The sequence below is a fragment of the Pseudomonas sp. LG1E9 genome (assembly GCF_003290225.1).
Classification (GTDB): Bacteria; Pseudomonadota; Gammaproteobacteria; order Pseudomonadales; family Pseudomonadaceae; genus Aquipseudomonas; species Aquipseudomonas cyclaminis.
Window position 1 is genome coordinate 4,794,831 of the sequence record NZ_CP029983.1, and the last position, 19,560, is coordinate 4,814,390.

The 19,560-nt window shown below is 59.0% G+C and carries 23 protein-coding genes and 4 tRNA genes; 9 read left to right on the forward strand and 18 right to left on the reverse strand.

From position 1 onward, the window contains the following. Positions 1-144 precede the first annotated feature (144 nt). Entirely contained in the window at positions 145-357 is a 213-nt protein-coding gene (locus DNK50_RS21865) for a cold-shock protein (protein ID WP_003234260.1), read from the forward strand. A gap of 68 nt (positions 358-425) precedes the next feature. Here DNK50_RS21865 and DNK50_RS21870 read toward each other — a convergent pair whose 3' ends face one another. Continuing rightward, the gene (locus DNK50_RS21870) at positions 426-746 is read right to left on the reverse strand and encodes an I78 family peptidase inhibitor (RefSeq protein ID WP_099586514.1); all 321 of its coding nucleotides are present in this window, start codon (positions 744-746) and stop codon (positions 426-428) included. A gap of 145 nt (positions 747-891) precedes the next feature. Next, on the reverse strand, positions 892-1,197 hold the full coding sequence (locus DNK50_RS21875; protein WP_112196233.1) for a hypothetical protein: 306 nt from the start codon (positions 1,195-1,197) through the stop codon (positions 892-894). 153 nt (positions 1,198-1,350) lie between these two features. Between DNK50_RS21875 and DNK50_RS21880 the strand changes: the two genes are divergently transcribed. After that, on the forward strand, positions 1,351-1,563 hold the full coding sequence (locus DNK50_RS21880) for a hypothetical protein (RefSeq protein ID WP_032886978.1): 213 nt from the start codon (positions 1,351-1,353) through the stop codon (positions 1,561-1,563). A gap of 33 nt (positions 1,564-1,596) precedes the next feature. Here DNK50_RS21880 and DNK50_RS21885 read toward each other — a convergent pair whose 3' ends face one another. From DNK50_RS21885 to DNK50_RS21915, 7 genes are read right to left on the reverse strand one after another with little or no spacing between them, the layout of a single operon-like run. Then, entirely contained in the window at positions 1,597-2,625 is a 1,029-nt protein-coding gene (locus tag DNK50_RS21885; protein ID WP_112196234.1) for a nucleoside hydrolase, read from the reverse strand. Between the two features lie 26 nt (positions 2,626-2,651). Next, positions 2,652-3,056, reverse strand: a complete 405-nt coding sequence (gene rbsD / locus DNK50_RS21890) for a D-ribose pyranase (RefSeq protein ID WP_112196235.1) — start codon at positions 3,054-3,056, stop codon at positions 2,652-2,654. Further along, positions 3,053-3,970 carry a ribokinase gene (gene rbsK / locus DNK50_RS21895; protein ID WP_112196236.1) on the reverse strand — a complete coding sequence of 306 codons (918 nt, stop codon included), beginning with the start codon at positions 3,968-3,970 and terminating at the stop codon, positions 3,053-3,055. Before rbsK ends, rbsD begins: the two co-directional genes overlap by 4 nt. A 23-nt stretch (positions 3,971-3,993) precedes the next feature. Further along, positions 3,994-5,016, reverse strand: coding sequence for a LacI family DNA-binding transcriptional regulator (locus DNK50_RS21900; RefSeq protein ID WP_099586509.1), 1,023 nt, complete (start codon positions 5,014-5,016; stop codon positions 3,994-3,996). A gap of 3 nt (positions 5,017-5,019) precedes the next feature. Then, a complete protein-coding gene (locus DNK50_RS21905; protein WP_099586508.1) occupies positions 5,020-5,997 on the reverse strand; it encodes an ABC transporter permease in 978 nt (325 codons plus the stop codon). Beyond that, on the reverse strand, positions 5,994-7,547 hold the full coding sequence (locus tag DNK50_RS21910) for a sugar ABC transporter ATP-binding protein (RefSeq protein WP_099586507.1): 1,554 nt from the start codon (positions 7,545-7,547) through the stop codon (positions 5,994-5,996). The genes DNK50_RS21905 and DNK50_RS21910 overlap by 4 nt, the downstream gene beginning before the upstream one ends. A 57-nt stretch (positions 7,548-7,604) precedes the next feature. Beyond that, entirely contained in the window at positions 7,605-8,561 is a 957-nt protein-coding gene (locus DNK50_RS21915) for a sugar ABC transporter substrate-binding protein (RefSeq protein ID WP_112196237.1), read from the reverse strand. 553 nt (positions 8,562-9,114) lie between these two features. Between DNK50_RS21915 and DNK50_RS21920 the strand changes: the two genes are divergently transcribed. The 3 genes from DNK50_RS21920 to DNK50_RS21930 all read left to right on the forward strand — a co-directional run bounded on the left by DNK50_RS21920 (position 9,115) and on the right by DNK50_RS21930 (position 11,333). Beyond that, positions 9,115-10,203, forward strand: coding sequence for an asparaginase (locus tag DNK50_RS21920; RefSeq protein ID WP_112196238.1), 1,089 nt, complete (start codon positions 9,115-9,117; stop codon positions 10,201-10,203). Positions 10,204-10,387: 184 nt separating this feature from the next. Continuing rightward, the gene (locus DNK50_RS21925) at positions 10,388-10,639 is read left to right on the forward strand and encodes a DUF1654 domain-containing protein (RefSeq protein WP_099586504.1); all 252 of its coding nucleotides are present in this window, start codon (positions 10,388-10,390) and stop codon (positions 10,637-10,639) included. Positions 10,640-10,643: 4 nt separating this feature from the next. Beyond that, positions 10,644-11,333: an endonuclease gene (locus tag DNK50_RS21930; RefSeq protein WP_112196239.1), complete on the forward strand. Its 690-nt coding sequence runs from the start codon at positions 10,644-10,646 to the stop codon at positions 11,331-11,333. 31 nt (positions 11,334-11,364) lie between these two features. On the opposite strand, the gene DNK50_RS21935 is transcribed toward DNK50_RS21930, so the two are convergent. Beyond that, on the reverse strand, positions 11,365-11,745 hold the full coding sequence (locus DNK50_RS21935) for an SPOR domain-containing protein (RefSeq protein WP_099586454.1): 381 nt from the start codon (positions 11,743-11,745) through the stop codon (positions 11,365-11,367). Positions 11,746-11,991: 246 nt separating this feature from the next. Between DNK50_RS21935 and csrA the strand changes: the two genes are divergently transcribed. Next, complete coding sequence (csrA, locus tag DNK50_RS21940) at positions 11,992-12,186, forward strand: carbon storage regulator CsrA (RefSeq protein WP_003192511.1); 195 nt, start codon at positions 11,992-11,994, stop codon at positions 12,184-12,186. A gap of 97 nt (positions 12,187-12,283) precedes the next feature. On the opposite strand, the gene DNK50_RS21945 is transcribed toward csrA, so the two are convergent. Beyond that, complete coding sequence (locus DNK50_RS21945; protein ID WP_112196240.1) at positions 12,284-12,961, reverse strand: HAD-IA family hydrolase; 678 nt, start codon at positions 12,959-12,961, stop codon at positions 12,284-12,286. Positions 12,962-13,196: 235 nt separating this feature from the next. Here DNK50_RS21945 and DNK50_RS21950 point away from each other — a divergent pair, with 235 nt between their 5' ends. Together DNK50_RS21950 and DNK50_RS21955 are read left to right on the forward strand one after the other, a co-directional pair. Continuing rightward, positions 13,197-13,868 carry a heavy metal response regulator transcription factor gene (locus DNK50_RS21950; RefSeq protein ID WP_099586452.1) on the forward strand — a complete coding sequence of 224 codons (672 nt, stop codon included), beginning with the start codon at positions 13,197-13,199 and terminating at the stop codon, positions 13,866-13,868. Further along, positions 13,865-15,280: a heavy metal sensor histidine kinase gene (locus DNK50_RS21955; RefSeq protein WP_112196241.1), complete on the forward strand. Its 1,416-nt coding sequence runs from the start codon at positions 13,865-13,867 to the stop codon at positions 15,278-15,280. The genes DNK50_RS21950 and DNK50_RS21955 overlap by 4 nt, the downstream gene beginning before the upstream one ends. Here the strand turns inward: DNK50_RS21955 and DNK50_RS21960 are convergent. The 3 genes from DNK50_RS21960 to DNK50_RS21970 all read right to left on the reverse strand — a co-directional run bounded on the left by DNK50_RS21960 (position 15,261) and on the right by DNK50_RS21970 (position 16,673). Continuing rightward, the gene (locus tag DNK50_RS21960) at positions 15,261-15,707 is read right to left on the reverse strand and encodes an anti-virulence regulator CigR family protein (protein ID WP_112196242.1); all 447 of its coding nucleotides are present in this window, start codon (positions 15,705-15,707) and stop codon (positions 15,261-15,263) included. The genes DNK50_RS21955 and DNK50_RS21960 overlap by 20 nt on opposite strands. 224 nt (positions 15,708-15,931) lie before the next feature. Then, entirely contained in the window at positions 15,932-16,366 is a 435-nt protein-coding gene (locus DNK50_RS21965; RefSeq protein WP_112196243.1) for a hypothetical protein, read from the reverse strand. A gap of 230 nt (positions 16,367-16,596) precedes the next feature. Continuing rightward, positions 16,597-16,673: transfer RNA gene (locus DNK50_RS21970), tRNA-Val, on the reverse strand. 184 nt (positions 16,674-16,857) lie between these two features. Between DNK50_RS21970 and DNK50_RS21975 the strand changes: the two genes are divergently transcribed. Then, positions 16,858-18,141 carry an FAD-binding oxidoreductase gene (locus tag DNK50_RS21975; RefSeq protein WP_112196244.1) on the forward strand — a complete coding sequence of 428 codons (1,284 nt, stop codon included), beginning with the start codon at positions 16,858-16,860 and terminating at the stop codon, positions 18,139-18,141. A gap of 157 nt (positions 18,142-18,298) precedes the next feature. Here DNK50_RS21975 and DNK50_RS21980 read toward each other — a convergent pair. The 4 genes from DNK50_RS21980 to DNK50_RS21995 all read right to left on the reverse strand — a co-directional run bounded on the left by DNK50_RS21980 (position 18,299) and on the right by DNK50_RS21995 (position 19,554). Next, a tRNA-Asp gene (locus DNK50_RS21980) sits at positions 18,299-18,375 on the reverse strand. Between the two features lie 106 nt (positions 18,376-18,481). After that, positions 18,482-18,558, reverse strand: a tRNA-Asp gene (locus tag DNK50_RS21985). 55 nt (positions 18,559-18,613) lie between these two features. Then, positions 18,614-18,689: transfer RNA gene (locus DNK50_RS21990), tRNA-Val, on the reverse strand. A gap of 100 nt (positions 18,690-18,789) precedes the next feature. After that, positions 18,790-19,554, reverse strand: a complete 765-nt coding sequence (locus tag DNK50_RS21995) for an SDR family oxidoreductase (protein ID WP_099583997.1) — start codon at positions 19,552-19,554, stop codon at positions 18,790-18,792. Positions 19,555-19,560: the final 6 nt, after the last annotated feature.

The window sequence follows — 19,560 nt, forward strand, 5'->3', positions numbered from 1 at the left end:
GCGCCTAAACGCAACGCTATTGATTAGCAAACAGTGCCCAGGGGGGGCTCCCAAGCCGAACATTTCGACTATGATAGCCCGGTGTGCCCAGTTGGCCTGAGCAGCACAGCACTACTGAAAATATATGTTTCTTGGAGATACACCATGTCTAATCGCCAAACCGGCACCGTTAAATGGTTCAACGATGAAAAAGGCTTCGGCTTCATCACTCCTCAAGGTGGCGGTGACGACCTGTTCGTACACTTCAAAGCTATCGAAAGCGACGGTTTCAAAAGCCTGAAAGAAGGCCAGACCGTTTCCTTCGTGGCTGAGAAAGGCCAAAAGGGTATGCAAGCTGCACAGGTTCGCGGCGAGTAATTCTCCGCTGAGCTAAAAAAACCCCGTCCATGTGACGGGGTTTTTTATGGGCGCTGCAAAAGCAGCGATCAGCCGCAGTTGACGCGCGTGATCACCAGGTTGTCGTCGGTGTTCAGATTCAAGCGGTCGGAGCGGTATTCAAGCGTGATCATGTCGTTGGGCTTGAGGATCCGCGCATTCTGCGCACCGGCGCGACTACGGGCCTGCTCCAGCAACTGGGGCGAAGCTTTCTGGCCGATTGTGAACTCGGCAGCCTTTGACTCACAGCGGCTATGACCGGCATCGGTCACGGCGGTGTCTTTGGCTGGCTCAGAGGTACCTGGGGTGCTGCAACCCGCCAACGCGAGTGCTGCCAACAAAGTACCGAATGATGCGAGCTTCCAAGGCATGAAGCCTCCTATGATTAAAAAATGGACAGAGATCGTGCGACAGTGGTCTGGCGGATTGGTTTCAAGACGTAAACCGTCGTTGGGCAAGTCTGCCTGACTCTCAAGCAGCGTTCGCCCGGACAATCGTGACCAGATATGAACGCAATCAGTAGATATCGATATAGTCAAACGGTGGATTAGGCCAGTTCTGCTGCAGGGCATTGAAAATCTGCATGACCCAGACCTCGTCGTTCGCCGCGACATTGCCGACGTAACCGGAGCCCTTGGCCCAGGTCTCCAGGCGAAACAGCAGGCCCTCCGTGTCAGTGCCCGCCACCACGCCAGAAGACAGGTAGGCAATCCCGGCCTTGGTCACACGCAGTTGGGTGTGTTCGTCGTCACTGGCGCTGGCGATCAATTGCTTTACGGCGGCCAGCGTGAGGTTATCGGGGTTATTCAAATCGATTTGCACACGGTTTCCCCGGCAATTAAACAGAGGGACAGTGTCGCACAGCACTCGCGTCATGCCTAAGTAGCAGTGCCAAACACCGCGCAAAATGCTTAACTGCGCCCGGTAGAACCGCGCGCCAGCGCATTGCCCCGTATTTCAACCCGTGAGATTTCCATGACCACCGTAACGCTGCAAGCCGACATCAAAGCCAAGTGGCCACAAGGACAAAGCTCCTACAGCCCCGGAAGCCCGGAGGAACTGGCAATCATCGGTATCGACCTGCTGGTCAAGGAACTCGGCACCCAGGCGGCACAAGCCTTCATCGGCCAGGTATTCGAGAAATACCCGGCCGATCACATGGGGGCACACAACCCCGAGCGCGAATAAGAACCGGCCGACGAACGTCGACCGGCAAGCGGTTTACTTCAGACGCGCCAGGCGCTCGGTCAACAGATCGAAAAAGCCCTGGGCGTCGCCGTTCTCCACCCAGAACGCGTTCTTCGGTTGTTTAAGGCCGTCGTACCAATCGACGATGGTCTGGCCGAAAGTCGGGCCTTCGCGACTGTCCACCACCACATTGACCTCACGGCCACTGAACAGCGAAGGCTTGAGCAGGTAGGCAACAACGGTGGCGTCATGCACCGGGCCGCCGGGGATGCCGTAGTGTTCCATATCGCCTTTGACGTATTCGTTGAGAATATCGCTGACGACCTTGCTGGCATTGTTCTTGAGGTCGGCGATCTTTTTCAGACGCGCTTCACTGGTCAGCACCTTGTGGGTCACATCCAGCGGCAGGTAAGTCAGTTTGACGCCACTCTTGAGCACAATCTCCGCCGCAATCGGGTCGGCAAACAGGTTGAACTCGGCAACCGGCGTGATATTGCCGCCATTGAAGTGCGCACCCCCCATAACTACGACTTCCTTGATGCCCTGGGTAATTTCCGGGTCCTGGGTCAATGCCAGCGCCAGGTTGGTCTGTGGGCCAAGCATGGCAATCGTGATGCTGTGAGGCTTCGCGGCGCGCAAGGTCTTGATCAGGTAATCAACGGCATTGCCCTCGGCGAGGCCCTTTTTAGGCTCATGCACGGTGACGCCGGAAATGCCTTCCTTGCCATGAATGTTTTCGGCATAGATCGGCTTGCGCAGCAGCGGCGCTGGCGCACCGGCGTAGACCGGGATGTCCTCGCGCCCTGCCCACTCGCGGGCCAGGCGAGCGTTGCGCGAAGTCTTGTCCAGGCGCACGTTGCCGGCGACGGTGGTCAAGGCACGGATGTTCAATTCGTTCGGGGAGGCCATGGCAAAGAGCAAGGCCACCACATCGTCGGCACCTGGGTCGGTGTCGATGATCAGGTCGATTTTCTCCGCCGCGTGGGCGCTTGCAGCAGTGAGCGCGGACAAAAGCAGGACACTCCGAAACAGATTTCTCAGGATTGGAATACCACGTTGCATAAAACACTCCTTGTCGTTGGGGAACTCTAGAAAGTTACGCCGGACACCAGCGCGATATTGCAGTAAGGCTGGCATTCGCCAGTGCGTACAACGGCCCGCGCCTGGCGGCTCAGTTGCTTGAAGGCTTCATGACTGAGCAAACGTTGCTCGCCAAGAGCGGCCTGCTCATTCAGCACATTCAGTTCAGACAGAGCGGGCGGCTGCTTGAGCAGGACTTCCTCCGCCAGCACGTGGCTTTCCACCTGCATCTCACTGAGCACGATACGCAAGGTGCTGATGAAATCAGGAATACCTTTGGTCAATGCCAGGTCGATCAACTCGACGCCCGGCGGCACCGGCAAGCCCGCATCACCGATCACCAGAATGTCGCCATGGCCCAGGGAGGCGATCACCCGCGACAGTGCGATATTGAGCAGAGGGGTCTTTTTCATAAAGGTACAAAACCTTGAACGTCATGCAGCGTAGGAATGGAGGGTTGCGCACCGGCACGGGTGACTGACAATGCTGCCGCGACCTGACCAAAACGGATGGCCTCGGCTTCACTTTTACCGCTGGCCAGGGCTGCTGCGAAACCACCGACAAAGGTATCGCCGGCAGCCGTGGTATCCAACGCCTTGACCCTGGGCGCGACCAAGTGCTCAAAGCCTTTGCCATTCGCAAACAATGCGCCTTGGGCGCCGAGGGTGATAATGACTTTGCCCGCCCCGGCCTTGATGAGTTGTGTGGCAGCCACTTTGGCGCTGTCCAGAGAATCGACTGTCACACCGCTCAGTGCGGTGGCTTCGCTTTCGTTGGGAATCAGATAGTCGACCGAGGCGTACCAATCGGCAGGCAACGGCGCGCTGGCCGGCGCAGGATTGAGGATCACCGTCTTGCCCAGCTCACGGCCGCGCTTGAGGGCATACGCCACGGTATCCATCGGCACTTCAAGCTGGCAGATGATCACATCGGCGGCCTGCAACACCGCATCAGACGCCTGCAGTGATGCGGGTGTCAGTTCACCGTTGCTGCCGGCGACAATCACAATCGCGTTCTGGCTGCTGTCATCCACCACGATCAACGCCACCCCGCTGGAACCGTCCACGGTGCTGACGGCCTGGCAATCAATACCTTCCACCAGCAATGCACCACGCAACTCAGTGCCGTAGGCGTCGGAGCCAACACAGCCGATCATCGCCACGCTTGCCCCCAGTCGCGCCGATGCCACGGCCTGGTTGGCGCCCTTGCCGCCCGGCACCGTGGAAAACGTTTGGCCGATCAGTGTCTCACCGGCGCGGGGCAGCCGGCTGGCGCGGGTGACCAGGTCCATGTTCAAGCTGCCTACTACCACTACTTTTGCTGGCATACATCAGTACTCATCAATTCGGTTCAGCGGTATTGCGCGAACACACCGGCGACGGGCGCCGTCGACTCGCGCAATACGATGCTCGGCGTCACGATGCGTTGATCGATCGGCAGTTGGGGTGTTGCAATACGTCGCAGTAAAAGCTCGGCGGCCATCTCGCCCAGTTGCAGGATCGACTGGCCGACCGTGGTCAGCGCCGGGTAAACGTAGCGGCCCATTTGAATGTCATCGAAACCGATCACCGACAGCTCGCCCGGCACGCGGATATTGCGTTCGGCTGCGGCACGCAACACGCCGAAGCCGATCATGTCGTTACTCGCAAAAATCGCACTGGGCGGGTTTTCCGCAAGCAATTGCACGGCAGCAGCATAACCGCCGGTGCTGGTGAAGTCGCTTTCCTGCGTGCGATTGGCCAACACTTCCACGCCTGCCTCATGGAGCGCGCGGTGGTATCCCGCCAGGCGCATTTGCGCGACACGGGTATGGGCCGGGCCGCCGATGCAGGCGATGTCGCGGTGCCCCAGCTCCAGCAAGTGCCGGGTCGCCAGGTAAGCGCCCTCCTCATGGTCGATACGCACCAAGTCGACATCAATGCCGTCCAGCGCCCGGTCGACAATCACCATGGGCGTGCGCACCGCGCTCAACCCGGCGGCGAGGCCGCTGTCATCGCCGCCCACTGAAGTCACGATCAAGCCGTCGATGCGTTTTTCCAGCAACACCCGCAAATAGCTGCGCTGCTTTTCTGCGTTGTCGTCGGAGTTGCACAAAATTACGCAGTAGCCGTTGCGCTCGCAGTAATCCTCGATGCCCCGCGCCAACTCGGCAAAGTACGGGTTGAGGCTGTTGGGCACCAGCAAACCAATGGTGGCCGTGGTCTTGGCCTTGAGCGAGCGTGCGACGGCGCTGGGCACATAGTCGAGCTGCTTGATAGCGGCTTCGACCTTGACCCGTACCGGTTCGCTCACTGGGCGCGTCTTGTTCACCACGTGGGACACAGTGGTGTAGGAAATTCCCGCAAGCGCCGCCACATCCTTGATCGTTGCCATGGCTCAGGCGCGCCGACTGGCGCGTTGGCTGCGGTACGTATCGAGGACCACCGCAATCACGATCACGGCACCAGTAATGATGCGCTTGGTGGGCTCGGTGGCGCCGATCTGTGCCAGGCCGGCGGCCAATACCGAGATAATCAACACACCAAAAAAGGTACTGATTACCGAACCACGCCCGCCCATCAGACTGGTGCCGCCGATCACCACGGCGGCGATCACTTGCAGCTCCAGGCCGGAGCCGGCGTTCGGATCTGCGGCTTCCAGGCGCGAAATCTGGAACAACGCGGCCACGCCGGCCAGCAGACCCATCAGGCTGAACACCAGAATCTTGTAGGGCTTTGGATTAATCCCCGCCAGCCGCACGGCTTCCTCATTGGTGCCGATACCGATGAGGTAACGGCCAAACACGGTACGCGTCAGTACAAGCTGCGCAACGATGATCACCAGCAAGGCAATGATGAAGGACGGTGAAATACCGAACGCAATCGGGTTGGACAGCCAGGCAAACGAATCACCGATGTAGGCCGTGCGCGACCCCGTCATCTGGTACGCCACACCGCGAGCCATTTCCAACACACCGAGGGACACGATAAACGACGGGATTCGCCAGGCCACGGTGATCGAGCCAGTGATAGTGCCGGCCAACGCGGCGCAACCCATGCCGAGCAGCGCGGCGGGCAATACGCTCCAGCCCCATCCAAGAATCGCCACGCTGACCGCCGACGCCGCCAACGCCAGGACCGAACCTACCGACAGGTCGATACCGCCGATGATCAGGATGAACGTCATGCCCACCGCCAGCACCATCAGGTCCGGGATCTGGTTGGCCAGGGTGCTGAAGGTGTCATAGGACAGGAAGTGGTCGCTGAGCACCGAAAACAGCGCAATCATCGCGAGCAAGGCACCCGCCAGCCCCAGATAGGTACCCAGGCCGTAGAAGTTGCCGCCAGTTTTACCGGGGGTCGTTGTGGTTTTCATGGGGTATCCCTAAGCACTGCATCGTTGAGCAGCGCATCACGTTTCTGATAGCCGGCAAAGGCGGCGGCGAGCAATTCGTCCTGGGTCCAGCTGTCGCGCTCGAAGGTCTCAATCAAGCGCCCGGCAGAGAGCACGCCGATGCGGTCGCAGATGAGCATGAGTTCACGCAAGTCGCTCGATACCACCACCAGCGCTTTGCCCTGGCGGGTCAATTCACCGAGCAAGGCATAAATGTCGAACTTGGCACCCACGTCGATACCGCGCGTGGGCTCGTCGAACAACATCACTGAGCAATCGCGCTCCAGCCAGCGGCCAATTACCACTTTCTGCTGGTTACCGCCGGACAGTTCCGACACCAATTGCGCCGGGCTGGAACTGCGGATACGCATGGCGTCAATCTGGCGCTTGGCCAACGCGGTTTCGTCGCGGCTGTTTACCACACCGCCGCCAGAGATCTCCGGCATGTTGCCCAGAGCAATATTGGCGCTGATGGACTGGGTCAGCAGCAGGCCTTCGCCCTTGCGGTCTTCCGTGATCAGGGCGATGCCATGCCTCACTGCATCCACCGGCGAGCGAATGCTCACCACCTGGGCCGGTGAGCCCAAGGCCACGGTGCCGCTGTCGGCCAGGTCAGCACCGAAGATCAAACGCAGCAATTCGGTACGGCCAGCGCCGATCAGGCCGGAAATGCCATAGATCTCGCCCGCACGCACCTCAAAGGACACGTCGCGGACTTTGTCCGAGCGGCTCAGACCTTTGACGGTCAGGGCCGGGCCACCAATGCTGCGCGGCCCCAGGTCGATGTGTTCACCCAGCTCGCGACCGACCATCAAGGTGACCAGTTGCTCGCTGTTGTAATTGGCCATCGGCTCGACGCAGACCAGTTTGCCGTCGCGCAATACCGCAATGCGTTGGGCGACGCGGGCCAACTCTTCCAGCCGGTGCGAAATGTAGATAATCGCCACGCCCCGAGCCTGCAGGCGGGTGATTTGTTCAAACAGCATCTCGACTTCACGGGCCGTGAGCATGGCCGTGGGTTCGTCGAGGATCAGTACGTGGCAGTCGCCAATCAGGTTGCGGGCAATCTCGACCATTTGCTGATGGCCGATACCCAGGCTACCGACCAGCGTGTCCGGGTCGATGGCATCCAGGCCGACCTGGGCCATCGCCTCGATCGCCGCTTTGCGCAGTTGCTTGCGGCTGATCCAGCCACAGTGGCTGGGCAGGTTATCCAGGAACAGGTTTTCGGCCACGGTCAGCGTCGGCAGCAGGTTGAGTTCCTGCATGACCATGCGCACGCCCAGCGCCTCAGCCTGGGTACGGCTGGCGGGACAGTAATCCTGACCATTGAATTGCATGTGCCCGGTGGTCGGCGTGACCAACCCGCCGATGATCTTCGACAAGGTGCTTTTGCCTGCGCCGTTCTCACCGGTCAGCGCCAGCACCTCCCCTCGGTTGAGCGTAAGGGTGATGTCGGACAGAACCGGTTGGGCATAGGTCTTACCGATACCGCTGACCGAGAGGACAGCGTTCGGGGCGGAAGATGACATAGGAAAATCTCCAGGCGCCCGCTCAGAGCGAGCGGGCGCTGTTGGGTACCGCCAGGATTACTTCTTGAGGACGAGTTCGACCGGGGTTTCGATCACGCCGTCTTTGGCATCGACTTTCTCACCCTTGACCAGCTTGAGCGCATTCTGGATACCGAACACTGCTTGCTGGGCAGCCGCCTGGTCGGCAGTCGCCAGGACGCGGTCGTCCTTCAGCATCGGCTTGATCGCTTCGATATTGTCGTAACCCACGACCATTACCTTGCCCGCCTTGCCTGCCGCACGTACGGCGGAGACGGCGCCCAGGGCCATGTTGTCGTTACCGGCCAACAAGGCCTTGAGGTCCGGGTACTCGCTCAGCATGGCCGAGGCGACTTTCTGGCCCTGGTCAATTTCCCAGTTGCCGGATTGGGTGGAAACGATCTTCATACCGGCAGCGTCCATCGCATCCTTGTAGCCGGCGGTGCGCTGCTGGGCGTTGGTGGTGGTCGGTACGCCTTCAATGATGCCGACCTTGTCGCCTGCCGTCAGTTGCTTGGCCAGGTAGTCGCCCACCAGTTTGGAGCCTTTGCGGTTGTCAGGGCCGACGAAGGGAATCTCGAGATTTTTGCTTTTCAACACGCCCGGGTCCAGGCGGTTATCGATGTTGACGATCTTGATACCGGCGTCGGAGGCTTTTTTCAGCACGGTGACCAGCGCCTTGGAGTCAGCAGGCGCGATGACGATGGCGTTGACCTTGGCAAGGATCATTTGATTGACAATGTCGATCTGCGCGCTGGTATCGGTTTCGTTCTTGATGCCGTTGGTGATCATGTCGAAATCGGCGGCGTGGTCTTTCTGGTACGTCTTGGCACCGTCTTGCATGGTGACGAAGAATTCGTTGGCGAGGGACTTCATCACCAGGCCAACCTTGGGTTTGGCGGCGGTGTCAGCGAATGCGGAGGACAGGGGTAAAGCGGCGGATGCGGCAGCAAGCACAGCGACAGCAAGAAGACGTCCAGCAAATGGCAGCTTCATGGGTTCACTCCGATCTTATGATTATTGTGAGCAACGCTTGCACCGAAGAATGCTTCGGCAACCCTCCCACCCGGGTGGCTGATAAGAGCCTTCACAGCGCTCTTGAAGTACGCCGTGAAACATCTCGCAAACGTTTGCGTTGGTCGAACTATGAGAACCTTGTCGAGATTTGTCAACGGTAGAACACTCCCTTTCATGCAAGGCCTCTAGCTCCTGGCCTCCCGTGCGGCGAAAGGACGTTATTAAACATTTCCCCCACCGTTTCGTCCTCTGAAACAACAGACTTCAACAGGCGACCCAGGATTTTCTGGTGATCATTTTCGGACAACCGAACGCAATCGCGCAGCTTGTTCGGAAAGCCGGACAGCCGCATCGCCCCACCTGTCAGCCCTCCAATAATAATCGTTATAAATCAATAAGTTATTTTATATCCGCAAACACAATCAGCCTGGTACAGATCCTGCTCCTACCCAGCACCTCGTGGCATTCAGAATCGCCCGGGCGCTCTAGATGAACCTGCTACAGCACTCATCAAAAACCAGAGAGAAAAATAATGAAATCTGCACTGAAGAATTTTGTTCCGGGCGCGTTAGCCCTGCTGCTGCTGTTCCCCGTTGCCGCTCAGGCAAAAGAAGTCGAATCCAAGGCCAAGCTGGCCAACGTGGTGATCCTCGCCACTGGTGGGACCATTGCCGGCGCTGGCGCCAGCGCCGCCAACAGTGCCACTTACCAGGCGGCCAAAGTCGGTATCGAGCAATTGATCGCCGGTGTTCCTGAGCTTAGCCAGATCGCCAATGTGCGTGGCGAGCAAGTGATGCAAATTGCGTCCGAAAGCATCAACAACGAAAACCTGCTGCAACTGGGTCGCCGGGTCGCCGAACTGGCCGACAACAAAGACGTGGATGGCATCGTGATCACCCACGGTACCGACACCCTGGAAGAGACGGCCTACTTCCTGAACCTGGTAGAAAAAACCGACAAGCCAATCGTAGTGGTCGGCTCCATGCGTCCGGGCACCGCCATGTCGGCCGACGGCATGCTCAACCTGTACAACGCCGTGGCTGTAGCCGGCAGCAAAGACGCGCGTGGTAAAGGCGTGCTGGTCACCATGAACGACGAGATCCAATCGGGCCGCGACGTCAGCAAGATGATCAATATCAAGACCGAAGCCTTCAAGAGCCCTTGGGGCCCGCTGGGCATGGTGGTCGAAGGCAAGTCCTACTGGTTCCGCTTGCCTGCCAAGCGCCACACCATGGATTCGGAATTCGACATCAAGACCATCAAAAGCCTGCCCGATGTGGAAATCGCCTACGGCTACGGCAACGTAAGCGACACCGCCTACAAAGCCCTGGCCCAGGCTGGCGCCAAAGCCATCATCCACGCCGGTACCGGCAATGGTTCGGTGTCGTCCAAAGTGGTGCCTGCGCTGGTGGAACTGCGCAAGCAGGGCGTGCAGATCATTCGCTCTTCCCACGTGAATGCCGGCGGCATGGTGTTGCGTAATGCCGAGCAGCCAGACGACAAGTATGACTGGGTTGCTGCCCTCGACCTGAACCCGCAGAAAGCGCGGATCCTGGCGATGGTTGCCATGACCAAGACCCAGGACAGCAAAGAACTGCAACGAATCTTTTGGGAATATTGATTCCTGACTGTATAGGTGGCGAGGGAGCAAACTCCCTCGCCACAACAACCTCGCTATTCCTCTCTCCCCGCCCTACACCTCACTCCCTAATTCGTTGTCAGACGAACTTCTTGAATTTTAAGCAGTTGCGAAATTGCCCACAGTTAAATACTGTATGCACATACAGCTTACCAAGGAGTATTCCGTGGCAAAATCCTCTTCCGCAGCGCCGACCCCGCCTGATGCCTACACACGCCTGGCAACTCGCGTGCAAAAAATCATCAATTCCACCAACGCGCAAAAAGCCAAGGCAGCCTTGCTCTTCCGTTTGCCGGAAGAACCGGAAGACGAGTGGCAGCGTTTGCTGGAAGAAATCGCGGAGAACGACAACGTCACCCTCGCCTATCGAGATGACGGTGGCGTACAGATTTTCTGGGTTGTGCCGAAGGAAGATTGATTGAATGAGTGCCCGTTTTATTGCTGTGTGTTGCCTGCTTTTTGCCGTTACCGCTCATGCGCAGGCACCCAGAACCTTCAGTGAAGCCAAGAAAGTCGCCTGGACACTCTACGCCCCGCAATCCACCGAGTTCTATTGCGGCTGCAAGTACAGCGGCAACCGCGTGGACTTGAAAGCCTGCGGCTATATCCCACGCAAAAACGCCAGCCGCGCCGCACGCATCGAGTGGGAGCACATTGTTCCGGCCTGGCAGATTGGGCACCAGCGTCAGTGCTGGCAGGATGGCGGGCGCAAGAACTGCACGCGCCATGACGACGTGTTCAAGCGTGCCGAAGCAGACCTGCACAATTTGGTGCCGAGTATCGGCGAGGTCAACGGCGACCGAAGCAACTTCAGTTTTGGCTGGCTGCCGGTGCAAAACGGGCAGTACGGTTCATGCCTGACCCAAGTGGATTTCAAGGCAAAGAAGGTGATGCCGCGCCCGTCCATTCGCGGGATGATCGCGCGCACCTACTTCTACATGAGCAAACAATACGGCTTGCGCTTGTCGAAACAGGATCGCCAGTTGTACGAAGCCTGGAACAAGACCTACCCGGTACAAACCTGGGAACGCCAGCGTAACCAGACGGTGGCGTGCGTGATGGGGCGTGGCAATGAGTTTGTCGGCCCGGTCAATCTGAAAGCCTGCGGTTGAACAGGGGCGGCACTGCCGCCCAAGCGGCCCGTTACTGCGCGGGCTGGTGTTCGATGATCTCGGACACCGTGTCGGTTTTCTTGGCACGGGCCATCTTTTCGTTAAGCAGCGTCTGCTTTGCCTCAGCTTCGGCCCTGGTTGCAAACGGCCCCAGCAGCACGTCGTCCTTGCCGTCGACTTTCACGATATAAAAATTGAAACCATGTTCGAGCAACCAGGCGGTCAGGTCGGTGATCGCCTGGAGTTTGTGGTCAGGCGGACCGACTCGCAGGTCCCACTCCTGAGCAGCAATCGCGCCGGTCTGTGGCTGGCTTTCGGTCACGGCAGGCTTGGCCTTGGGGGCGTCGACAGGTTTACCTTCACCGCAACCGGCCAACGCCAACACCGCAATTGCCATCGCTACTTTACGCACTGCCCTGCTCCTTTAAGGATAAAGAGGCGACTTTATCATTCACTGTCTATTCTGGCCGTCATAAACGTTGGCTTAAACAATGCGAATGATGTATCCCAGACCTGTATGATGCCGCCATGGGAATTAATGTCGCCTCTATGCGTCCTAAAAGAGGCAGTCACAGGGAAGCGCTTAGCAGTAAGCTACACACATCCGACACCTGCCCTGTTTGAAACATGTGTCCTAAAAGCAATCAAGGAGAAGTCCATGCTTATACTCACCCGCAAAGTCGGTGAAAGCATAAACATCGGTGATGACATTACGATCACCATCCTCGGCGTCAGCGGCCAGCAAGTACGAATCGGCATCAACGCGCCCAAGGATGTTGCCGTGCATCGCGAGGAAATCTACCAGCGCATCCAGGCCGGCCTGACCGCTCCGGACAAAAACCAGACGCCTTGAAGTACCCTCAGTAGCCAGCCCTTTCGTTCAGGTAACGGCTGGCGAAAACCTCTTCGAACTGTTCTTGGGTTAATGGCACGACCCGTTTTTTTTAGTGTCAGCCCGCCGCGCTCTGCAAGTACAACAAGCCATCAGCGCCGCGTTGCACCTGCACCTGTTCATACCCTTCAATCGATGGGTGCTCAGTGAGCATGGGCTTGAGGTGCGTCGACGTGACGACCAGCACATCTGCTCCAGCCGCCTCCCCCGCACGAATCCCTACCGTCGCATCTTCAAACACCAGGCAGTCCTGCACCGACACACCCAGGCGTTGCGCACCCAGCACATAACAAGCGGGGTTCGGCTTGCCGATGGCCACGTCTTCAGCCGTGACCAGCACCGCCGGCGGCGTAATGCCCGCTGCCTTCAACCGACGTAATGCCAACGCCTTCGGTGCAGAGGTGACCAGCGCCCACTGATCACCGGGCACGTTATTAAGAAACTCGACAGCACCGGAAATCGCCACAACGCCGTCCACGTCATTGATTTCCGCCTCGGTAATCCACTGCGCTTCAACCTGTGGATCGACACCGGGCAATGCCTGGCGCGTGATCGTGTCAATTGCCCGCGCACCATGAATGGTGGTCAGGAAGGCCGCTACATCCAGCCGATGGCGTTCAGCCCAGGTGCTCCAAACGCGCTCGGCGGCGGCGATGGAGTTGAGCAGGGTTCCGTCCATATCGAACAAGAAGGCGCGGTAAGGGCGGGCAAGTACGGCTGAACCTCGGATAGACACTGCAGGGCTTCCTCGTGAGCTGAAACGAATAATCGGCCCGTTGCAATCTACGGATCACCTCCTGAGTTGTAAACGCTGATGCCAGCACCGCGAGGCAATCATTACGAACTTGTCATCATCCTGTTGGTTGGCTGTACGCGGCCGCGGGTTACCGTGAACGCACTGGCACGACTCAATGCGCCAACGACAATTGATCCGGCTACACTGGCGCCAGTATTGAATCAGGGCATTTCCCATGAACATCCTCGTTATCGAAGACGAACCCAAGGCCGGCAATTACCTGCTCAACGGCCTCCAGGAGTTGGGCCACTCCGTCAGCTTGGCCCGGGATGGCGTGGACGGCCTGCACCAAGCGCTGGAAACGCCGTTCGACGTGATTGTGCTCGATGTAATGATGCCGAAAATGGACGGCTGGGAAGTACTGCGTCGCCTGCGTAAGGACGCCGATACTCCAGTGATTTTTCTGACGGCGCGCGACGATATTGCCGACCGCATCAAAGGCCTGGAACTGGGTGCCGATGACTACCTGATCAAGCCCTTCTCCTTCGCCGAGCTGGTAGCACGCCTGCGCACCCTGAACCGTCGCGGCCCGAGCCGGGAAGAAGAGCACCTGCAGATCGCTGACCTGCACATCGACGTAATGAAACGCCGCGTCACACGCGCCGGTACACGCATCACCCTGACCAATAAAGAGTTCGCCCTGTTGCACCTGTTTGCCACTCACCAGGACCAGGTACTGTCGCGTTCGTTGATTGCCTCGCGGGTGTGGGACATGAACTTCGACAGCGATACCAACGTGGTGGACGTGGCCGTGCGGCGCCTGCGCCTGAAAATCGACGACCCGTTCCCGCTCAAGCTGATCCACAGCGTGCGGGGCATTGGCTACCGTTTCGATACCCAGCCATGACCCACCGCCGTCATTATTCCCTGACCCTGCGCCTGGCCGTGATCTTCGCCCTGCTCGCCTTTGCCCTGCTCGCCACCCTCGGCGTGGTGCTGTACCGGGAGCTGGAGCGCGAGCTGATCCTGAGCGACGACGTGCAATTGATTTCCCGGGTGAATCAACTGCGCAACCTGCTCAACGACAGCAACACACTGGACCTGATCAGGACCAAGCCGGAACTGTTCCAGAACATGCTGGGCAACCGCGAATCCGTGCTGAGCATCGCCGCGCCCGGCCAAAAGCCACTGCTGCTGGTGAACCCCGGCAACATCGAGCTGCCAGCCATCAAGCCAGTCCCCAAAGACCACATCCTCACATTGAACGACGTGCAACACCTGCCCGGTGTGAATGGCGTGCCCTTCTCCACCCTGGCCGCGTCCATCGACTCCGGCGACCTGGGCAGCCTGCAAGTCACCAGCGGGCGCCTGATGACCGAGCGGACCGCCCTGCTCGCCAGCTACCGGTTGAGCGTGTATCTCCTGGCGAGCGTTGCCGCGATCCTCCTCGCACTGGCCGGCTACCTGTTGGTGCATCGCGGCCTGCTGCCTTTGCGTCGGCTGGCTCTACACGCTCAAGGCATCGGCGTCGGCAACCTGGCCGAACGCCTCGACAGCCAGGGAGTACCGAAAGAACTGCTGCCGATGATCGACTCGTTCAACACCATGCTTGAGCGCCTCGCCAAGGGCTTTGCGCAACTGGGGCAAGTGTCTACCGACATGGCCCACGAACTGCGCACGCCGATCAACAATCTCCTGGGGGAAACCCAGGTCGCCCTGCAACAGAACCGCAGCATCGAAAGTTATCAGCAGCTCTTGGCCTCCAATGTCGAAGAGCTTGAGCGCTTGGCTCGGATGCTCGACAACATGCTGTTCCTGGCCCGCACCGACCCGGCCAGCGCCCTGCGCCAGCGCCAGGAACTGAGCGCGGCGGATGAAGTGGCGCGCATCGCCGATTACTTTGAAGGCGTGGCAGGCGACGCGAACATCAGTATTCGTGCCGAGGGCGAAGGTGTGATCTGGGCCGAACCGATGCTGCTGCGCCGTGCCCTGGCGAACCTGTGCGCCAATGCCATCAAATACGGCGCACCAGCGTCCGAGTTAGTGATCCAGACAATTGCGGACGCCGAAGGCATCTACCTTAAAGTCACAAATCAGGGTGAAACCATTGCGACGGAACATTTATCGCGGCTGTTCGAACGGTTTTACCGGGTGGATGAGTCACGGGAGCGTTCGGCCCAGTCCAATGGCCTGGGCCTGTCGATTGTGGCGACCATCATGCAGCTGCATAACGGTCGGTACAGCGTCAGCAGCGAGGCAGGCGAGACCTGTTTCGAACTGTTTTTCCCGGCCCGAGAGTTCAATCAAGGGCGCCATTGAGGACTTCATAGATGATGCCCGTCGCAATGGCGACCAATATCAGGTCGGTGCCTGCCTGCTGCCACTCGTACCCATCGTAACGGGGCAAGTGGCCCAGTAAGCGGCCATCCAGTTTCTTCGCAATGCCCGGCGGCAGCGGCTTGCCCCGTGCCAGGTTTTTCTGGATGCCAGGGGGCAACGCCGGTCCAGGGCGCCAGTAGTCGCGATAGCCATCCAACACATTCAGCACGCTTCCACGATCGACACTGGGGCCATGGTTGCCCGACCCACCTTTGCCTTTGGGTTTGTCATGCCCCTGGCCGCCTTGATTATTGCCTTTATTGTTACCTTGCCCCTTGCCATTGCCGGGATCCGCCAGCGCCATGCCTCCACCGGCAAACAGGACCAGCGACAGCGCGACTGACACAAACTTGGACGACTTGATCATGGCGATTACCCAAGGCTGAAACGTAGTTGAACTGTAGTCGAAGTTGCCAAAGCACGCGCACCGTTGCGAACCCGTAAACCTCGTAACCATGACCGTTCAAGGGCATGGGGTTCAGGCGCAGGAGGGGGATTGGCGCTGGTGGAGGTGTATCGATTGCCCAAGGGTGCGGGAGCAAGTGTGTTGAACCATTGATAAATACAGCGGCTCAACACACTTTGCGGCAATCAGGCGGTGGTGCTGACCATCGAGCCCGACGTGCTGCCACCCTCTGCGGTGACGGCTTGCAATAGCGCCGAAGTCACCGTCTGCAACGCGGCAGAAGTGCCTGCAATTTGCGTTTGAGCCGCCGCCACAGCGGCAGCCTTGGCGTCTGCGCTCTGGTTGCTGGACTGGGCTTTCTGCAAGGCTTGCTGCTCTGCTTGAAGTTGCTTCTGCAACTGTTCGATCTGCTTTTTCAACTCTTTGACGGTATCTGACTCCGTCGAACTGGATGACGCCTGACTACCGCCGCCTGCACCCGCCGCACTTTTAGTCTCAGTGCTTGCGCCAGCAGTGGCGCTGCTGGAGGTAGCCGTCCTTTCGGTGGTCGCGGCATCCATCGAGCTGACAGTGCTTGGAGTGCTTGCTACGGAAGCGGTAGTGCTAATGTTGATAAGCATGCCAAATGTCCGAGTGTTGGAGGTTTGCGCCCTTTATCGGCCTGGCATTCAAATACTTTAGACAGCCCTTGATGCTTGGTCGCAACCGCCGAAAACAGCCAACATGGAGTAAGCGCAGAATTGCCGTATTGAGCTGGAGGTTTTACAAACGTTTTGCAAATCGCAGACAACAAAAAAGGGCTCACCTTTCGGTGAGCCCTTCTAGACCGCCCAGCAGAGCGGATTTTGTTTGGTAGGCGCGATTGGACTCGAACCAACGACCCCCACCATGTCAAGGTGGTGCTCTAACCAACTGAGCTACGTGCCTGCTGTGAGGCGGCATTCTACGGAATTGTGGAGGGGTGTCAACATCTTTTTTGCAGCTAACCCTATGAATATGCGAATTTTTTATTTGCGACCGACATACCGGCATTTTTCGGGTGGCTGGCAGGCAATTTTCAACTCAGGTAGGATCGGCGCACTCGTAAAAAATATAAAACAGAGGTTCCAGGATGGCGAACACCCCCTACCCCCAGTCGTATTACGCCGCTTCCGCGAATGCCGTTCCGCCGCGCCCGATGCTGCAGGGTGACGTCGAAACCGACGTTTGTGTAATAGGTGCCGGCTATACCGGCCTCTCCAGTGCGCTGTTTCTGCTGGAAAACGGCTTTCGCGTGACGGTGCTGGAAGCCGCCAAGGTGGGCTTTGGTGCGTCGGGCCGTAATGGCGGGCAAATCGTCAACAGCTACAGCCGCGATATCGATGTGATCGAGCGCAGCGTCGGCCCTCAACAGGCACAGTTACTGGGGCAGATGGCGTTCGAAGGTGGCAGGATCATTCGCGAGCGGGTCGCCAAGTACCAGATCCAGTGTGATTTAAAAGACGGCGGCGTGTTCGCAGCACTCAACAGCAAACACATGGGTCATCTGGAGTCGCAGAAGCGCCTGTGGGAACGCTATGGCCACACTCAACTGGAGTTGTTGGACGAGCGCCGCATCCGCGAGGTGGTCGCCTGCGACAACTATGTGGGCGGCCTGCTGGACATGAGTGGCGGTCACATCCACCCGCTCAACCTGGCACTCGGCGAAGCAGCGGCCGTGGAATCCCTTGGCGGCACAATCTATGAGCAATCGGCGGCAGTGCGTATCGAGCGCGGCGCCAACCCGGTAGTGCATACAGCCCAGGGCAAGGTGAGGGCCAAGTTCATCATCGTCGCGGGCAATGCCTATCTAGGCAATTTGGTGCCGGAGCTGGCCGCCAAGTCGATGCCCTGCGGTACGCAAGTCATCACCACGGCGCCGCTGGGAGATGAGCTGGCCAAGACCCTCCTCCCGCAGGATTACTGTGTGGAAGACTGCAACTACCTGCTCGACTACTACCGCCTGACAAGCGACAAGCGCCTGATCTTCGGCGGCGGCGTGGTTTATGGCGCGCGCGACCCGGCAAATATCGAGGCGATCATCCGCCCGAAGATGCTCAAGGCGTTCCCTCAACTCAAGGATGTGAAGATCGACTACGCCTGGACCGGCAATTTCCTGCTGACCCTGTCGCGCCTGCCCCAGGTGGGGCGCCTGGGCGACAACATCTACTACTCACAGGGCTGCAGCGGCCATGGCGTGACGTACACCCATCTGGCAGGCAAAGTACTGGCTGAGGCACTGAGAGGCCAGGCAGAGCGTTTTGATGCGTTTGCCGATCTGCCGCACTACCCGTTCCCGGGCGGGCAACTGTTGCGCACGCCGTTTGCGGCGCTGGGGGCCTGGTACTACGGCTTGCGGGACAAACTGGGATTCTGACAATGCCACGGGAGCCGGCGCGCCGGCTCTTGCAACACGCCATCAAATCGCAGACACAAAAAACCCCGGTCTTTCGACCAGGGTCTTTGCTATCGGATCAAAGTAGCCAGAGGCTTGCTTTGTGCTCCAAGGCGTTCAGTGGGCCTTGAGGCAGATATGGCGCAGCGGACGGGACTCGAACCCGCGACCCCCGGCGTGACAGGCCGGTATTCTAACCGACTGAACTACCGCTGCGTATCGCTTGACCAGTTGAGCAAAACACCTCAACCGTCTTTTAAACATCTGATCAATCAGCCTTGGCTGTTCAATCTCAAGCCCGACAAGTCAGACCTGGAAAATATGGCGCAGCGGACGGGACTCGAACCCGCGACCCCCGGCGTGACAGGCCGGTATTCTAACCGACTGAACTACCGCTGCGCGTCGGTGCAACCTTTAACGTTGCGTCTTACCCGAAGGTAAAACTCTCAAGAAGTGGTGGGTGATGACGGGATCGAACCGCCGACCCTCTGCTTGTAAGGCAGATGCTCTCCCAGCTGAGCTAATCACCCTTTGCTTCGTTGAGGCCGCGAAATTTACGCAGGTAGCGGACCTAAGTCAATAGCCTGCTTGAAGTTTTTCTGAAAAAGACAAAATTGCTTCAAGACTGCACTACTCGCTGTAGATCATCTTCTTGCTCATGCCGCCGTCCACCACGAACTCTTGCCCGGTGACAAACCCGGCCTGGCGCGACAGCAGCCACGCCACCATTGCCGCAACATCCTCGACCGTACCCACCCTGCCCGCCGGATGCTGGGCATGATCGGCATCAGTCAACGGCTCGGCACGCCGCGCCGCAGGATCACGGGCATCGATCCAGCCAGGGCTGACCGCGTTCACCCGCACCTCCGGCCCCAGGCTCATGGCCAAGGCATGAGTCAGGGCCAACAAGCCGCCCTTGCTCGCCGCGTAAGCCTCGGTATCGGGTTCCGATTGACGAGCCCGAGTCGACGCCAGGTTGACGATGGCCCCGCCGTGAGCGCGCAGGTACGGCGCACAGTGCTTGGCCAGCAACATCGGCCCGCTGAGATTCACCGCCAGCACGCGATTCCAGTAAGCCAGGTCGAGGCTTTCCAGAGTGATATTGCGCGGGTCAGCCACCGCCGCGTTACACACCAACGCGTCCAGGCGGCCGAATTGTCCGAGCACTTCAGCAACGCCCTGAGCGACCTGCTTCTCGTCGGCCACGTCCATGCTGATAAACCAGGCGTTTTCGCCCAGCACCTTGGACACCTTGGAGCCGCGCTCGCGGTCCAGGTCGGTCAACACCACTTGCCAGCCTTCACTGATCAGCCACGCGGCAATCCCAAGACCAATGCCCCGCGCAGCCCCTGTGACGAGCGCGACGCGGCCGTTAGTGGCCGCTGCAGCCTCCATGGACCA

Excerpts from the sequence above, each read along its gene's own strand:
- DNK50_RS21880 (WP_032886978.1), top strand. The coding sequence starts at position 1,351 with ATGACCACCGTAACGCTGCAAGCCGACATCAAAGCCAAGTGGCCACAA.
- DNK50_RS21930 (WP_112196239.1), top strand. The coding sequence starts at position 10,644 with ATGAGTGCCCGTTTTATTGCTGTGTGTTGCCTGCTTTTTGCCGTTACC.
- DNK50_RS21995 (WP_099583997.1), bottom strand. The coding sequence starts at position 19,554 with ATGGAGGCTGCAGCGGCCACTAACGGCCGCGTCGCGCTCGTCACAGGG.
- DNK50_RS21965 (WP_112196243.1), bottom strand. The coding sequence starts at position 16,366 with ATGCTTATCAACATTAGCACTACCGCTTCCGTAGCAAGCACTCCAAGC.
- csrA (WP_003192511.1), top strand. The coding sequence starts at position 11,992 with ATGCTTATACTCACCCGCAAAGTCGGTGAAAGCATAAACATCGGTGAT.
- DNK50_RS21950 (WP_099586452.1), top strand. The coding sequence starts at position 13,197 with ATGAACATCCTCGTTATCGAAGACGAACCCAAGGCCGGCAATTACCTG.
- DNK50_RS21865 (WP_003234260.1), top strand. The coding sequence starts at position 145 with ATGTCTAATCGCCAAACCGGCACCGTTAAATGGTTCAACGATGAAAAA.
- DNK50_RS21910 (WP_099586507.1), bottom strand. The coding sequence starts at position 7,547 with ATGTCATCTTCCGCCCCGAACGCTGTCCTCTCGGTCAGCGGTATCGGT.
- DNK50_RS21955 (WP_112196241.1), top strand. The coding sequence starts at position 13,865 with ATGACCCACCGCCGTCATTATTCCCTGACCCTGCGCCTGGCCGTGATC.
- DNK50_RS21975 (WP_112196244.1), top strand. The coding sequence starts at position 16,858 with ATGGCGAACACCCCCTACCCCCAGTCGTATTACGCCGCTTCCGCGAAT.
- DNK50_RS21905 (WP_099586508.1), bottom strand. The coding sequence starts at position 5,997 with ATGAAAACCACAACGACCCCCGGTAAAACTGGCGGCAACTTCTACGGC.
- DNK50_RS21900 (WP_099586509.1), bottom strand. The coding sequence starts at position 5,016 with ATGGCAACGATCAAGGATGTGGCGGCGCTTGCGGGAATTTCCTACACC.
- DNK50_RS21915 (WP_112196237.1), bottom strand. The coding sequence starts at position 8,561 with ATGAAGCTGCCATTTGCTGGACGTCTTCTTGCTGTCGCTGTGCTTGCT.
- DNK50_RS21870 (WP_099586514.1), bottom strand. The coding sequence starts at position 746 with ATGCCTTGGAAGCTCGCATCATTCGGTACTTTGTTGGCAGCACTCGCG.
- DNK50_RS21960 (WP_112196242.1), bottom strand. The coding sequence starts at position 15,707 with ATGATCAAGTCGTCCAAGTTTGTGTCAGTCGCGCTGTCGCTGGTCCTG.
- rbsD (WP_112196235.1), bottom strand. The coding sequence starts at position 3,056 with ATGAAAAAGACCCCTCTGCTCAATATCGCACTGTCGCGGGTGATCGCC.
- DNK50_RS21885 (WP_112196234.1), bottom strand. The coding sequence starts at position 2,625 with ATGCAACGTGGTATTCCAATCCTGAGAAATCTGTTTCGGAGTGTCCTG.
- DNK50_RS21920 (WP_112196238.1), top strand. The coding sequence starts at position 9,115 with ATGAAATCTGCACTGAAGAATTTTGTTCCGGGCGCGTTAGCCCTGCTG.
- rbsK (WP_112196236.1), bottom strand. The coding sequence starts at position 3,970 with ATGCCAGCAAAAGTAGTGGTAGTAGGCAGCTTGAACATGGACCTGGTC.